This window comes from Rhodococcus wratislaviensis, assembly GCF_041228765.1.
Taxonomy (GTDB): domain Bacteria; phylum Actinomycetota; class Actinomycetes; order Mycobacteriales; family Mycobacteriaceae; genus Rhodococcus_F; species Rhodococcus_F wratislaviensis.
Window position 1 is genome coordinate 7,965,845 of record NZ_CP150488.1, and the last position, 13,843, is coordinate 7,979,687.

Consider the following 13,843-nt stretch of genomic DNA (forward strand, 5'->3'; position numbering starts at 1 on the left):
AGGTTTACTTCGGAGTGGGTGTCAGCTCTTCACGAGCACCCGCTGCTCGTCGGCGGCAAGGGTCTCGGGGGCCTGCTCTTCGACGACCTCGCCGTGGCCGTCGTCGACCATCGTCGACTCGTCGAACGGGAGCTTGCCGTCGAGGACGGTGCGGACGCGCTCGTTGTCGATCGTGTTGGTCCAGGATCCGACGAGCAGGGTGGCGACGGCGTTACCGGAGAAGTTCGTGACCGCGCGGGCCTCGGACATGAACCGGTCGATACCGACGATGAGGCCGACGCCGTCGAGCAGTTCGGGACGGTGGCTCTGCAGGCCGCCTGCGAGGGTGGCGAGCCCGGCGCCGCTGACTCCGGCAGCACCCTTGGACGCGATGATCATGAACACCAGCAGCGACAGCTGCTCGGGGAAGGACAGCGGCTGGCCCATTGCGTCGGCGATGAAGATCGACGCCATGGTCAGGTAGATCGCCGTGCCGTCGAGGTTGAACGAGTAGCCGGTGGGGACGACGACACCGACGGTGGTGCGCTCGACGCCGACGTGTTCCATCTTCGCGATCAGGCGGGGCAGTGCGGACTCGGACGAGGACGTGGCGAAGATCAGCAGGTACTCACGGGCCAGGTACCGGACCAGCTTGAAGATGGAGACGCCTGCGACGACGCGGAGCACGGATCCGAGGACACCGAACACGAAGATCAAGCAGGTGAGGTAGAAGCCGAGCATGAGAGTGGCGAGCTGGACGACGGCGCCGAGACCGGTCTGGCCGACGACGTTCGCGATGGCACCGAAGGCACCGATCGGTGCGAGCCACAGGATCATCGACAGGATCTTGAAGACGAGCTTCTGCACGGAGGCGACACCGCGCAGGATCGGCTCACCCTGCTTGCCGAGGGCCTGCAGTCCGAAGCCGACGAGCAGCGCGACGAACAGGGTCTGCAGCACGCTTCCCTCGGTCAGCGCCGACATCAGCGACGTGGGGATGATCGACTGGAGGAAGTCCATGGTGCCGCCGGCGCCGTGGGCCTTCTCGGCGAGCGCCGCTCCGGTGCCCGCGGTGTCGGCGCTGATGTTCAGGCCGGAGCCCGGGTTGAGCAGGTTGCCCACCACCAGACCGATGCCGAGCGCGACCGTCGACATGCCGATGAAGTAGGTGAGGGCGAGTCCGCCGACCTTGCCGACCTTCGCGGCGGCCTTCACCGATCCGATGCCGAGCACGATCGTGCAGAAGATGACCGGGCTGATCATCATCTTGATCAGGTCGACGAACATCGTGCCGAGCACGCCGAGCGACTTGCCGACTCCCGGAGCCAGCCATCCGACGAGGACGCCCGCGACGACGGCGACGATGACCCCCATGTACAACCAGTGTGTCCGGTCGCGCTTCTTGGTCTTCCCTGTCGCAGTACTCATGGGATTGTCCTCCAATTCGAGTGGCAAGCTGATCGGTGAGGCCGGTTAGTGACCGCGATCACGTCTTGGAAGAATCTTCTAAGCGATCGCTTGGCTGGAGAAGTTTGTGTTCATTACGTTCAGGAGAAATGCATTGCCTCACCATCCGCCGAGACGGCCCATGAGCGTCGCGAGGCAGCTCTTCCTCCTGCAGCTCGTCGTGTTGGTGCTGGTCATCGGCGCCGGGACCGCGCTGGCCATCGTCGATCAGCGCCGCGACAGCGACGAGACCACCCGACGTGCCGTCACGGCCGTCGCGACCACGCTCGCGCTGTCGGACGGCACCGTCGAGGCGTTGCGGTCCCCCGACCCGACGGCGGTTCTCCAGCCCCAGACCGAGCGGATCCGCGCCGCGACCGGCACCGATTTCATCGTCGTGATGACTCCCGCAGGCATCCGCTTCACCCACACCAACCCGGAGCTGATCGGTGGTGTGTTCTCCGGCAACATCGAGCGCGCCCTCCGCGGGGAGACGTTCACGGAGACGTACGCCGGCTCGCTGGGACCCTCGATCCGGGCCGTGGCCCCGGTGTACGACGGCGACCGGGTCGCGGGTCTCGTGTCCGTCGGCGTCACGCGTGAGAAGATCGGCGACCAGTTCGCCGCAAGTCTGCCGACCATCTTCGCGGTCGCCGCGATCGGTCTGGCGGTGTCGGCGGCCGGCTCGTTCCTGCTGAGCCGGCGCCTGCGCCGTCAGACACTGGGGATGGCGCCGGACGAACTGCGGCAGATGTACGAGCATCACGACGCCGTCCTGCACTCGATCGGCGAGGGCCTGGTGGTGCTCGGCCGCGACAGCGGTGACACCGCGAAGGCCGAAGTGGTGAACGACGAAGCGCGCCGCCTCCTCGATCTCCCGGAGGGCCCCGTCCCGGTGACCGCGCTTCCGGAGTCGCTGCGACAATCGCAGGACGACGATTCGCGGGACGAGGTGCACGTGACCCCCGACCGCGTGCTGCTGGTCAGCCGGGAGCCCGTGAAGTGGGAGGGGCAGCGCCTCGGGACGGTGCTGACATTGCGTGATCGCACCGAAATGCAAAGCATCATGGGCGAACTCGACTCGGTACGCGGATTCGCGGAATCGCTGCGGTCACAGGCCCACGAATCGGCGAACCGTCTGCACACGATCATCACGATGGTCGAACTGGGCCGCTACGACGACGCGATCGCGTTCGCCACCGAGGATCTGCGGTTGTCGCAGGAACTGATCGACCGCCTGATGACGGCGGTGCACGAACCCGCCCTGGCCGCACTGCTGCTCGGCAAGGTGGGTGTGGCCGCCGAGCGGGGAGTCGACCTGACCGTCACCGAAGACACCGCTCTCGGGCCCGTCGCGCCGCTCAGTGCGCGGGAACTCGTCACGCTGGTGGGTAATCTCGTGGACAATGCGATCGACGCCGCTCGTGGTGCGACGGAGTCCCCCGGAGAGGATGCGTGGGTGGAAGTGACCGTCCGTCAGGAGGATTCGATGATGGTGGTGCGGGTAGCCGACAGCGGACCCGGCATTCCCGCCGACGAACTCGACAAGGCGGTCACGCGCGGCTACTCCACCAAGTCGGGTCAGCGCGGGCTCGGGCTGGCGTTGGTGGCCCAGGTGGTGGCGCGGCACGGCGGGACGATCCACACGGAGCCGTCGCTCGGGTCGATGATCGTCGTCGAGATCCCGATCGACGGGGCCGCCTCGTGATCCGTGTGATGATCGTCGAGGACGAACCACTCATCGCCGAGGCCCACCGGGCGTATGTGGAACGCATTCCGGGTTTTTCGGTCCACACCGTCGTTCACGACGGTAACGGCGCGATGCGCGCGGTCGCCGCCGCGAACGCCAGCGACGACCCCATCGACCTCGTCCTCCTCGACATCGGCCTGCCGGATGCCAGCGGACTCGACGTGGCGGCGGCACTGAGCGGCGTGCGACCGAGTCCCGACGTGATCGCGGTGACGTCGGCCCGCGACCTCGAGATGGTCCGCACCGCCGTGGCGCGCGGAATCGCCCTGTATCTCCTGAAGCCGTTCACGTTCGCCGCGTTCCGCGACAAACTCGAGCGGTACCGGGAATTCCGCGACGCCCTGCCCGCCGGAAGCAACGCGCTGAGCCAGCACGACATCGACCGGGCGATGTCGGCGCTGCGCACCTCCGACGAGCGCGCGGCATCCCCGAAAGGCGTTGCACCACAGACACTCGACCACGTCTCCGCCTGCGTCCGTGACGCTGCGGGACCGCTGACGGCGGCCGAGGTTGCGGCCAGTATCGGGGTCTCCCGGGTCACGGCCTGGCGGTATCTCGAACGTCTCGCCGACGACGGCGTGCTGACCCGGCACACCGAGTACGGCAGGGCGGGGCGCCCGCAGATTCGGTACGCGCTGCGCTGACCCGTAACGGACCGGCCACGCCACGCGGGACAGTGAGTGAGGCGAAGTAATTCCTGTCGGGGGACGACGCAGGGAGAACGCATGAAGACTCACATGGCAGCAGCGTTTCTGACGGTCGCGGCCGCGACCGCGCTCACCGGGTGCACCGGAAACGGCACCGCAGGGGCACCCACCCCGGCCGTAGTGCAGGCCGGGCTCTGCCTCGATCTCGATTCCGCGCTGGTCACCGACGCGTTCGCGTCGCTCGGTACCGCACCGGGTGGCGATCCGTGGGTACCGGGAACTGGCTCCGATGCCGCCGGTGAGAACTGCCCCGCACTGCTGTGGGCCACGGCGGAGACGCCCGGGGGAACGGTGAGCTCGCCGACCCAGGTGCTGTTCTTCCACGACGGCACGTATCGGGGCACCGCGACAGCCGAATCGTATGCCTACACCCAGGTGGTCGGATCCACCGACGACTCCGTGTCCGTGGAGTACAGGTGGCTCGGCGAGCAGGACGCCAACTGCTGCCCGTCGGGCGGACCTGCGGTCGTCACCTACTCCTGGGACGGATCCCGGGTTGTCATGGAGCAGCCGTTACCGCAGGAGATGCTCGACTCCTACAAGTGACATCCGACTACCACTGTGGCGCACCAGCATTGATCGGACGCCGCAAGACCAACCCGTGCCGAGTCGAGAAAACCTCACCTAGAGGTTGTGACCTGCATCACATCGGTGGACGATTGTAGAGGAGTCACCTCCGGCTCGTAGTAACTCAGTCAAGGACCTTCACATGTCTAGCAGAATTGCCACCACACTCGCCGCGATTGCAATGACCCTGTCACTCGGCGCTCTCGCTGCCCCCGCAGCTGTCGCCGCACCGCTCGCTCCCGCACCGACCCCGGCAGTCGGTTCGATCTCGGTCTGCCTCAACCTGCCACTGGGGTCGGCCAGCATCAGTTTCTGCATCTGAGCCCTGCGAGGCGGAAAGCCTCCTGACAAGCCGATTTCCGCCTCGCCCGCCGATGCTCTTCACACGCCGAGATATCGCATCCTCGGCGCGGGTGCCGCAGTACCTAATTGCCGATCGTGTCGAGCACCCAGGCGAATTCGAACGCTACTTCTTTCCACTTCTCGTAGCGTCCGCTGACACCGCCGTGCCCGGCGCTCATCTCCGTCTTGAGGAGCAGCGGCGAATCGCCGGTCTTGGTGGCGCGCAGTTTGGCCACCCACTTCGCCGGTTCGACGTAGAGCACCCTGGTGTCGTTGATGCTGGTGATCGCGAGGATGGCCGGGTAGTCCTTGGCCTCGACGTTCTCGTACGGACTGTACGAGCGCATGTACTCGTAGACCTCGGGGTTCTCCAGCGGGTTGCCCCACTCGTCCCATTCGATGACGGTCAGCGGTAGCGAGGGGTCGAGGATCGACGTCAGCGGGTCCACGAACGGAACGTTGGCGAGGATGCCGGCGAACAGTTCGGGTGCCAGGTTGGCCACCGCACCCATCAGCAGGCCACCTGCGCTGCCGCCGTCGGCGACCATCTGCTGCGGCGTGGTGCGTCCGGTGTCGATCAAATGCCGTGCGCTCGAGACGAAGTCGGTGAAAGTGTTCTTCTTCGTGAGCGTCTTGCCGGTCTCGTACCAGTGTCGGCCCATCTCGCCGCCGCCGCGCACGTGCGCGACCACGAACACCACTCCGCGGTCGAGCAGGGACAGCCGCGCGACGGAGAAGGCGGGATCCATGCTGGCCTCGTACGATCCGTAGCCGTAGAGGAGCGTGGGCGCGGGGTCGTCGACGCCGTTCGTCTTGCGCCGGACGATCGAGAGCGGGATGCGCGTCCCGTCCTCGGCGACGGCCCAGTCGCGTTGCTGCTCGTAGTTGCCGGCGTCGAATTCGCCGAGCACGGGTTGCGACTTACGCAGGGCGAGTTCACCCGTCGACAGCACGTAGTCGTAGACCTGGCCGGGCGTGATGAACGACGCGAACGCCATCCGCAGGGTCGGTTGCCGCCATTCCGGGTTGGCCCCGAGCCCGACGCTGAAAAGTTCCTCGTCGAATTCGATCTCCGTGAACTCGCCGTAGCCGTCCTTGCCGAGCGGCCAGATGGCCAGCCGGGTCAACGCTTCGCGGCGGTAGCCGAGCACCAGGTGATCGGCGAACGCGTCTACCTCCTCCAACCGCACTTCGGAACGGTGCGGAATGAGAATGGTCTGCGACGTCGGGTCGGACACCGGCGCCTCGGCGAGCACGAAGTTCTCGGCCTTCTCCCCGTCGACGACGTCGTTGTGCATGATCAGGAAGCGGTCTTCCCCCGCGACGACCGCGTGCTCGACGCCGTATTCGACGCCCTCGCGTCGCGGCAGCACCACCCGGAACTCGCCCTCGGGATTCTCCGATTCGAGCACCCAGCCTTCGCTGGTGATCTTCGACCCCACCCAGATCATGAGGTACTTCTCGCTCCGGGTGGATCCGACCGACACCCAGAACCGCTCGTCCGGCTCGTGGAACACGGTGACGTCCTGCGCACGGTCGGTGCCGAGCTTGTGCCGCCACACGGTGTCGGGGCGCCAGGACTCGTCGACGGTGAGATAGAAGACGTGACTGTGGTCGATGGCCCAGGTGGCGCCGGGCGCGGTGTCGGGGATCTCGTCGGGCAGCAGTTCGCCGGTCACGAGGTTCTTGAAGCGCAGCGTGTACCGCTCGTCGCCGACCACGTCCACCGAGTACGCGAGGAGCGTGCCGTCGTGGCTGAGAGAGAAGGCGCCGATGGAGAAGAAGTCGTGCCCCTCGGCCTCGGCATTGCCGTCGAGCAGCACCTGCTCACCGGGAAGTTCGACACCCGGAGCCAGTTCCGGCGGGGTCCAGTCGTCGGGGCCGGCGATCGGCGCCCGGCACTGGACGCCGTACTGCTTGCCCTCGATGGTGCGGGCGTAGTACCACCAGTCGCCCATGCGGGTGGGAACCGACATGTCGGTCTCCTGCGTGCGGGACTTGATCTCCTGGAAGATCTGGTCCCGCAACGGCGCGAGATGCGCGGTCTGCTGCTCGGTGTACGCGTTCTCGGCCTCGAGATACGCGATGACTTCCGCGTCTTCCTTTTCGCGCAGCCACTCGTATTCGTCGACGAACGTGTGACCGTGGTGGACGCGTTCGGTGGGGACGGTCTTCGCGACCGGCGGGGTGAGGTTCGCACCTTCGGAGGTCATGTCTCAGCCCACCCAGTCCGCGAACGACAGACCCGAGATCCGCTCGTACGCTTCGATGTACCGCTCGCGGGTCGCCTCCACGATCTCCGCGGGCAGCGGCGGCGGCGGAGTGTCGGACGCACGGTCCCAGCCGGATTCGGGCCCGGTGAGCCAGTTACGGACGAACTGTTTGTCGAAGCTCGGCTGAACCTTCCCGGCCTCGTACCCGTCGGCCGGCCAGTACCGGGACGAATCGGGGGTGAGGACCTCGTCGGCGAGAACCAGGTTGCCCTGCGGATCCAGGCCGAACTCGAGCTTGGTGTCGGCGAGGATGATGCCCCGGTCCGCGGCGAAGTTGGATGCCCGGCCGTAGACGTCGAGGGTGTCGTCGCGCAGCTTCACGGCCAGATCCTGGCCCACCTTCTCGACCACGGCCTCGAAGCTGATGTTCTCGTCGTGCTCGCCCAGTTCGGCCTTACTGGCGGGCGTGAAGATCGGGTCGGGAAGCTGGCTCGCCTCCACCAGACCCTCGGGCAGTGCGACTCCGCACACCGCGCCGGTCTCGTTGTAGTCGATCAGCCCCGACCCCGTGAGGTAGCCGCGGGCCACGCACTCGACGGGGACCATGTCCAGCTTCCGGACCACCAGCGCGCGGCCGAGGACCTCGTCGGGGATCCGGCTGTCGTCGGGCTCCCCGGCCAGGTGGTTGTTGCCGCCGAGGACGCCGAAGAAGAAGACGCTCATCGCGGTGAGCACCCGCCCCTTGTCGGGGATCGGGGTGCTGAGGACGTGGTCGTAGGCGGAGATCCGGTCGCTCGCGACCAACAGGAGGTGCTCGTCGTCGATCGTGTAGAGGTCGCGGACCTTGCCACCGGCCAGATGGGCGTATGAATCGAGTGAGGGGCGCACGGTGGTCCAGCCTATCGGTCGGGCACCGACCGGCGGCCGCTGACCTTCGAGCTGGGCAGACGGCCCGCCGTCGACTTCCCGGTCATCTCGTCGCCCTCGACGACGACATCGAACTTCAGGTGGAGACGCAGCGGTGTGGTGATGGACTGAGACCAGGTGAGCCGGTTCCCGTCGAGCGCCGGGTCGGTGAGCGGCACTTCCTCCGCGTCTCCACGAGCGGTGCCGCGGAGTTCCCCGTCCTGCGTGACGAAGGTCAGTTCGACTCGTTGCTTCCCGATGGGCGTGGCGATCACGACGTTCCAGGTGCCGTCGACAGACATGGTTGCGCTCCTCAGATGGGGGTGGGTTCGAGCCCGCGGGCACACCAGACGGTGCCGCGGCGCTCGTAAGCGAACAGCGTCTCGACCGCGTGCGCGATGCGCGGTCCCAGCTCCCGCTCGAGCAGATACAGCCCGAGGTCCAGACCCGAGGTGACGCCGGCCGCGGTGACGAGGTCTCCGTCGTCGACGACGCGGGCATCGACGACGACCACACCGGTGGCGTCGAGCAGATCCATCCCCAGGTGATGGGTGACGGCGTGGCGGCCTTCGACGAGTCCGGCCATCGCGAGCACGAGCGAGCCGCCGCAGACGGTGGCGACGATCAGGTCGGGGTCGGCACAGGCCTCCCGCAGCACGTCGGGGAGCCGCGTCTGGAGGGTCCGCGCGAGAATTCTGGCGATGGTGTCGTCGCCTTCGCCGCGCTCCTCCACGCGCCCCGACGCACCGGGCACGACGATCACGTCGGCCATGTCCGCGTCGAGCGTCGCGGTCGCCCGCAAGCTCAGCGGCGCCGTTCCGCTCGGTACCTCACGCGCACCCTCCGCGGAGGCCAATTCGACGGTCAGCGCGCCGCCTGCGTGCAGGCCACCCGCGTGCAGTACCTCGAAGGGAGCGATGACGTCGAGCGGGTCGAAGCCGTCGAACAGCGCGATCTGGACATGCATCCGTGGTGCCTTTCCCTGTCTGCCTCATGTCGAGTTCATGGGGCCGCCAGTGACGCTAGCCAGCCGATCGACACCTGAGAACTGGCATTTTCGCCATATAGCAACAGATTGTCGCCACCGCATATCCGCAGCTTTCTGCAACGCGCACCGCCATTCAGCGCTGTGATACTGCCTTGGCGGAAATCGATCGACTGCGTAGGTTGTAGCCATGCACACCGTGGCAGTCCTGGCACTCGACGGTGTCATCGCGTTCGATCTCGCCACCCCGATCGAGGTCTTCGGCCGCACCAGGCTGCCGGACGGACGCGCGGCCTACCGGGTGAAGGTGTGTGCCCCGGACCGGGACGTGGACGCCGGCGCATTCACACTCCGCGCGCCCTGGGATCTGAGCACTCTGGACGCGGCCGACACGATCATCCTGCCGGGGCTGGCCGACCCCACTGCTCCGGTTGCACCCGAAGTTCTCGAGGCGCTGCGCCGGGCCGCCGACAGCGGCACCCGAATCGCGTCGATCTGCGTGGGAGCATTCACTCTGGCCGCCACCGGACTACTCGACGGCAGGCGGGCGACGACGCATTGGGCGGCCGCCGAACTCCTCGCCTCGCGCCACCCGCTGATCGACGTGGACCCGGCCGTGCTCTACGTCGACAACGGCCAGTTCCTGGCCTCGGCAGGCGCCGCGGCAGGCCTCGACCTGTGTCTGCACATGATCCGCTCGGATCACGGGTCGGCCGTGGCCACCGACGCTGCCCGGTTGTCGGTCATGCCGTTGGAACGCGAAGGCGGACAGGCACAGTTCATCGTTCACGAACGTCCACCGTCCGCGGAGCTGACGAGCCTCGAACCGCTGCTCCTGTGGATGCACGAGAACAGCCGCGAAGACCTGACGCTCGACGACCTCGCCCGGCGAGCCGGGATGAGCACCCGCACCCTCAATCGGAGATTCCGCGAGCAGACCGGCACCACACCGTTGCAGTGGCTCCACCGCGTCCGGATTCATCAGGCGCAGTATCTGCTGGAGACCACCGCTCACTCGGTCGACCGCATCGCCGCACAGGTGGGGTTCGGGTCGCCGACCGCGTTCCGCGACCGGTTCAAGCGCGTCGTCGGGACCAGCCCCGCCTCCTACCGCGCGGCGTTCCGCGGATCCTCGGCGACCGCGTAGCGGCTGCGCGGGCACAGCCGCGGAACACTTCGTCTCCCCTTGTCGTTACCGTTGGTCAGGAACTCTTGTGAGCGCGGTAACCGGAAAAGGTGGGTAATGGCGACGGACACGACCCCGGTCGACGTCGGGTTCCGTTCGGAACGCGGACCGATTCTCGTGTCGCTGATGCTCACGACGTCACTGGTCGCGCTCGATGCGACCATCATCTCCACCGCCGTCTTCACCATCGTCGGGGACCTCGGCGGCTTCTCGCAGTTCCCGTGGCTGTTCTCGATCTACCTGCTCACCCAGGCCGTGTCGGTGCCGATCTACGGCAAGCTGGCCGACATCTTCGGCCGGAAGCCGGTGATGCTCCTGGGCATCGCCCTGTTCGGCGTCGGGTCGGTGCTGTGCGGGATCGCATGGAGCATGCCCGCGCTGATCGCGTTCCGTGCAGTGCAGGGTCTCGGTGCCGGAGCCGTCCAGCCGATGAGCATGACCATCGCCGGAGACATCTACACCCTCGCCGAACGCGCCAAGGCCCAGGGCTATCTGGCCAGCGTGTGGGGCATGTCGGCGGTGGTCGGCCCGACCCTCGGCGGGGTGTTCTCCGAGTACCTGTCGTGGCGGTGGATCTTCTTCGTCAACATTCCCCTGTGCCTGCTCGCGGCCGTGATGCTGATCCGCAACTTCGACGAGAAGCAGATCCGCACGAAGCGCTCCATCGACTACGCCGGCGCCGGAATCCTGGCAGTCGGTGCGACACTGCTCATCCTCGGACTCCTCGAAGGCGGGCAGGCCTGGGCGTGGAGTTCACCGATCAGCCTCGGCATCTTCGCGGCGGGATTCGTGTTCCTGGTCGTCTTCGTGCTCGTGGAACGGCGCGCCGCCGAACCGGTGCTGCCGCTGTGGGTGTTCACCCGGCGGGTTCTCGCGGCGAGCAGTCTCGTGTCACTTCTGGTCGGGGCGATCGTCCTGGGCCTGACCACCTACGTGCCGACCTTCACGCAGGGCGTCCTCGGGACGGGCGCACTGGTGGCCGGGTTCGCGCTGGCAACCCTGACCATCGGTTGGCCGATCGCCGCGTCGCAGTCCGGGCGCGTGTACCTGCGTTTCGGCTTCCGTGTCACCGCCACCGCGGGCAGCCTGCTGGTGGTGGCGGGCACCGCTCTCACGTTGAGCCTGTCCATCGAGTCGGCGGTGTGGCAGGTGGCGATCTGCTGCTTCGTCATCGGCGGCGGAATGGGTCTCGTCGCGAGCCCGACCCTCATCGCGGCGCAGTCGAGCGTCGACTGGTCGGAACGCGGCGTCGTCACGTCGACCAACATGTTCGCCCGGTCCATCGGGAGCGCCGTGGGGGTCGCCCTGTTCGGCGCCCTCGTCAACGCGCGACTGGGCGGCGCCGACAATCCCGCCCCGGGTGATCTGGCCGGCGCCCTGCATCTGGTGTTCGTGGCCGCCCTCGGCGCGGCCGTCGTACTGGTCGTCGCCGCGGCAGCGATGCCGAAGTCCGCCTCGGCGCCGCAGGTCGAGGACGAGCGCGCCGACGTCCGACCGCCGGCTGTGAAGGAGTGACCGTGCCCGACCCGTGCGTCGACGTGCTGATCGCGTCGTATCTGGAGCAGGACCTGGTCGAGAGGATCGCAGGCTGCGACCCTCGGATCCGGGTGTCGTACGCACCCGAACTGCTCCCCCAGCCGCGATGGCACAGCGATCACGTCGGGGTGCCGCGTGAGCTGACGGCCGGCGAGCACGACCGGTGGACGTCGATGTTGCGGACCGCCGACGTCATGTTCGATTTCGACTGGCGCCACCCCGAACGCACACTCGAACAGTCGCCGAAGCTGAAATGGATCCAGGCGACGTCCGCGGGCGCCGGGCAACTGATCGACAAATTCGGGCTGTCGCGGGCGCCGCTGACGGTGACGACCGCTGCGGGAGTCCACGCCGATCCGCTCGCGGAGTTCGCGCTCGCCGGCATCCTGCATTTCGCGCGCGGACTCCCCCGGCTGATCGCCGACCGGCAGTCCCGGACCTGGCGCAAGCAGGAAACGACCGAACTCGCGGGACGTCACGCGCTGATCGTGGGTGCCGGCAAGATCGGCTCGCGCACAGCGGAACTCCTCCGGTGCTTCTCCGTCACCGCCGGCGGGGTCGCCCGCAACCCACGACCCGCAGGCGCGCCCTTCGACAGCATGACCACCACCGACCGGATCGCCGAGCACCTGCCCACCGCGGACATTCTCGTGATCTCCTGCGCCCTCACCGACGACACTCGCGGACTGATCGGACGCCGGGAACTCGCCGCCCTCCCCGACGGCGCACTGGTCGTCAATCTCGGCCGGGGGCCGATCATCGACGAAGACGCTCTCGCAGAAGCACTGTCGACGGGCCGGCTGGGTGGGGCGGTCCTGGACGTCACCTCCACCGAACCGCTGCGGGAGGATTCACCGTTGTGGACGGCCGACAACGTCATCCTCAGCCCGCACAGTGCCGCCAACGTGCCGTCCGAGAACGGGAAGGTCGTGGATCTCTTCGTCGAGAACCTCGGACGTTTCCTGTCGGGTGACGCCGCGCTGCTCAACGAGTTCGACTTCGACGCGGGATACTGACTGCGCCGAACGGCCGCCCCCGCTACCGTGGGTATCCGCCATGACCGACCGTGACCTCGTCGACCGGATCGACCGGCTCGTGCACGATCAACTCGCGCACCACGACAACCGATCCGGGTACGACTCGAACGTGAACCAGGCCCTGTGCCCGCACTGCGGACGCGAATGGCACGGACTCGCCATCACCGAACGCATGCAGCAGATGCGGCACGCTCGGGCTCTCGACCCGCCATACAGCTACGTCCGCGATCACAGCAGGGTGCACTTCCTCGACACCGGCCGCGAACCCAACGCGTTCGCCGTCGCGCTGCGCGCCTACGCCGCGCACATCGCCTCGGCGCACGATCCTGTCGCGGACGACCGGGACGACGCGTCCGCGTTCTCGGCCCGCTGGGCACTCCCCACCCGCGGAGTGCTGTGGGACAGCCGGCACACCGTGATCGGACGATTCGGCCCCGGCGGCAGCGCTTTCGAACCCGGTGCCACCGCACGCGACCTTCGAGGCTTCGGCGGCCCACCGCCCACGCGAGCCTGACCGGAGTCGACGGCCCGACCACTTCACAGAGAGCGCCGGCGAACGGAGACCCATGACGGACGGCCGCGACGAACAGTCGATACAACGCAGAGCTCGCCACCGAACGGAAACGCCGCGGTGGTGGCGGGTGGCGACCGGAATCGTTCTCACTGCATTCGTCGCATTCGCCTGCGCTGCGACGCTGGTGATCACGATTCCGCTCGACCCGGTCTTCCCGTACGTCGTACTTGCCGGTTTCGCCCTTCTGATTCTGGGTGCCGTGTGGCTGATCCTCGCCGCCGTACAGCTGGGGCGGTACCGGTGGGATCGGCGCATCTGCCTTGCACCGGCGATCGTGGTGCTGACGGCGACCCTCGTGTTCTTCGGTGTGCCGTCCGACCTCGGGTGGCGGCTGTCGGTGGGTGAACTGACCGCGTACGCGCAGACGTGCACCCCATCGTCCGAGGACCAGCGGATCGGCCTGTACGACGCCTGGCGGGTCGAGGCTTTCGACACCGGCTGCCATTTCTTCCTCGAAGGCGGCCTGGTCAACCTGGTCGGAGTCGCTCATCTGCCGCACGGCACCGACAAGCTCGGCCGACCCCGGCGCGACGGTGAGATCGGCTATCAGCACATCGAAGGCGACTGGTACCGCTTCATGCAGATCTTCTGAACCGTCCCGGCCGGCGAAGCCGA

General features: G+C 67.5%; 14 protein-coding genes. 9 read left to right on the top strand and 5 right to left on the bottom strand.

Annotated elements, in window-relative coordinates:
* Positions 1–21: 21 nt before the first annotated feature.
* Positions 22–1,407, bottom strand: coding sequence for a cation:dicarboxylate symporter family transporter (locus tag WKC72_RS36445; RefSeq protein WP_370181191.1), 1,386 nt, complete (start codon positions 1,405–1,407; stop codon positions 22–24).
* A 160-nt stretch (positions 1,408–1,567) separates the two neighbouring features.
* Between WKC72_RS36445 and WKC72_RS36450 the strand changes: the two genes are divergently transcribed.
* The 4 genes from WKC72_RS36450 (at position 1,568) to WKC72_RS36465 (ending at position 4,771) form a co-directional block, all read left to right on the top strand.
* Positions 1,568–3,133, top strand: coding sequence for a sensor histidine kinase (locus tag WKC72_RS36450; RefSeq protein WP_268791579.1), 1,566 nt, complete (start codon positions 1,568–1,570; stop codon positions 3,131–3,133).
* A complete protein-coding gene (locus WKC72_RS36455; RefSeq protein WP_112301242.1) occupies positions 3,130–3,819 on the top strand; it encodes a response regulator in 690 nt (229 codons plus the stop codon). Before WKC72_RS36450 ends, WKC72_RS36455 begins: the two co-directional genes overlap by 4 nt.
* An 81-nt stretch (positions 3,820–3,900) precedes the next feature.
* A complete protein-coding gene (locus WKC72_RS36460; protein ID WP_370181192.1) occupies positions 3,901–4,428 on the top strand; it encodes an LppP/LprE family lipoprotein in 528 nt (175 codons plus the stop codon).
* Positions 4,429–4,591: 163 nt separating this feature from the next.
* On the top strand, positions 4,592–4,771 hold the full coding sequence (locus WKC72_RS36465) for a hypothetical protein (protein ID WP_037230587.1): 180 nt from the start codon (positions 4,592–4,594) through the stop codon (positions 4,769–4,771).
* 103 nt (positions 4,772–4,874) lie between these two features.
* Here WKC72_RS36465 and WKC72_RS36470 read toward each other — a convergent pair whose 3' ends face one another.
* From WKC72_RS36470 to WKC72_RS36485, 4 genes are read right to left on the bottom strand one after another with little or no spacing between them, the layout of a single operon-like run.
* The gene (locus tag WKC72_RS36470) at positions 4,875–7,004 is read right to left on the bottom strand and encodes a S9 family peptidase (RefSeq protein ID WP_370181193.1); all 2,130 of its coding nucleotides are present in this window, start codon (positions 7,002–7,004) and stop codon (positions 4,875–4,877) included.
* A gap of 3 nt (positions 7,005–7,007) precedes the next feature.
* Positions 7,008–7,892 (bottom strand): phosphoribosylaminoimidazolesuccinocarboxamide synthase, encoded by an 885-nt coding sequence (locus WKC72_RS36475; RefSeq protein WP_370181194.1) that lies wholly within the window; start codon positions 7,890–7,892, stop codon positions 7,008–7,010.
* A gap of 11 nt (positions 7,893–7,903) precedes the next feature.
* On the bottom strand, positions 7,904–8,212 hold the full coding sequence (locus WKC72_RS36480; protein ID WP_112301246.1) for a hypothetical protein: 309 nt from the start codon (positions 8,210–8,212) through the stop codon (positions 7,904–7,906).
* Positions 8,213–8,223: 11 nt separating this feature from the next.
* Entirely contained in the window at positions 8,224–8,877 is a 654-nt protein-coding gene (locus WKC72_RS36485) for a DJ-1/PfpI family protein (RefSeq protein WP_370181195.1), read from the bottom strand.
* Positions 8,878–9,085: 208 nt separating this feature from the next.
* On the opposite strand from WKC72_RS36485, the gene WKC72_RS36490 reads away from it, so the two are divergent.
* The 5 genes from WKC72_RS36490 (at position 9,086) to WKC72_RS36510 (ending at position 13,820) form a co-directional block, all read left to right on the top strand.
* Positions 9,086–10,042: a GlxA family transcriptional regulator gene (locus tag WKC72_RS36490; RefSeq protein WP_370181196.1), complete on the top strand. Its 957-nt coding sequence runs from the start codon at positions 9,086–9,088 to the stop codon at positions 10,040–10,042.
* A gap of 96 nt (positions 10,043–10,138) precedes the next feature.
* Positions 10,139–11,596, top strand: coding sequence for an MDR family MFS transporter (locus WKC72_RS36495; RefSeq protein ID WP_370181197.1), 1,458 nt, complete (start codon positions 10,139–10,141; stop codon positions 11,594–11,596).
* Entirely contained in the window at positions 11,593–12,633 is a 1,041-nt protein-coding gene (locus WKC72_RS36500; protein ID WP_370181198.1) for a D-2-hydroxyacid dehydrogenase, read from the top strand. The genes WKC72_RS36495 and WKC72_RS36500 overlap by 4 nt, the downstream gene beginning before the upstream one ends.
* A gap of 40 nt (positions 12,634–12,673) precedes the next feature.
* The gene (locus WKC72_RS36505; protein ID WP_370181199.1) at positions 12,674–13,168 is read left to right on the top strand and encodes a hypothetical protein; all 495 of its coding nucleotides are present in this window, start codon (positions 12,674–12,676) and stop codon (positions 13,166–13,168) included.
* Positions 13,169–13,295: 127 nt separating this feature from the next.
* Positions 13,296–13,820, top strand: a complete 525-nt coding sequence (locus WKC72_RS36510) for a hypothetical protein (RefSeq protein ID WP_370181200.1) — start codon at positions 13,296–13,298, stop codon at positions 13,818–13,820.
* Positions 13,821–13,843: the final 23 nt, after the last annotated feature.

What these genes read in the sequence shown, in the direction of transcription:
- WKC72_RS36470 (WP_370181193.1), bottom strand. Translation starts at nt 7,004, where the DNA reads ATGACCTCCGAAGGTGCGAACCTCACCCCGCCGGTCGCGAAGACCGTC.
- WKC72_RS36495 (WP_370181197.1), top strand. Translation starts at nt 10,139, where the DNA reads ATGGCGACGGACACGACCCCGGTCGACGTCGGGTTCCGTTCGGAACGC.
- WKC72_RS36505 (WP_370181199.1), top strand. Translation starts at nt 12,674, where the DNA reads ATGACCGACCGTGACCTCGTCGACCGGATCGACCGGCTCGTGCACGAT.
- WKC72_RS36450 (WP_268791579.1), top strand. Translation starts at nt 1,568, where the DNA reads ATGAGCGTCGCGAGGCAGCTCTTCCTCCTGCAGCTCGTCGTGTTGGTG.
- WKC72_RS36480 (WP_112301246.1), bottom strand. Translation starts at nt 8,212, where the DNA reads ATGTCTGTCGACGGCACCTGGAACGTCGTGATCGCCACGCCCATCGGG.
- WKC72_RS36485 (WP_370181195.1), bottom strand. Translation starts at nt 8,877, where the DNA reads ATGCATGTCCAGATCGCGCTGTTCGACGGCTTCGACCCGCTCGACGTC.
- WKC72_RS36465 (WP_037230587.1), top strand. Translation starts at nt 4,592, where the DNA reads ATGTCTAGCAGAATTGCCACCACACTCGCCGCGATTGCAATGACCCTG.
- WKC72_RS36490 (WP_370181196.1), top strand. Translation starts at nt 9,086, where the DNA reads ATGCACACCGTGGCAGTCCTGGCACTCGACGGTGTCATCGCGTTCGAT.
- WKC72_RS36445 (WP_370181191.1), bottom strand. Translation starts at nt 1,407, where the DNA reads ATGAGTACTGCGACAGGGAAGACCAAGAAGCGCGACCGGACACACTGG.
- WKC72_RS36460 (WP_370181192.1), top strand. Translation starts at nt 3,901, where the DNA reads ATGAAGACTCACATGGCAGCAGCGTTTCTGACGGTCGCGGCCGCGACC.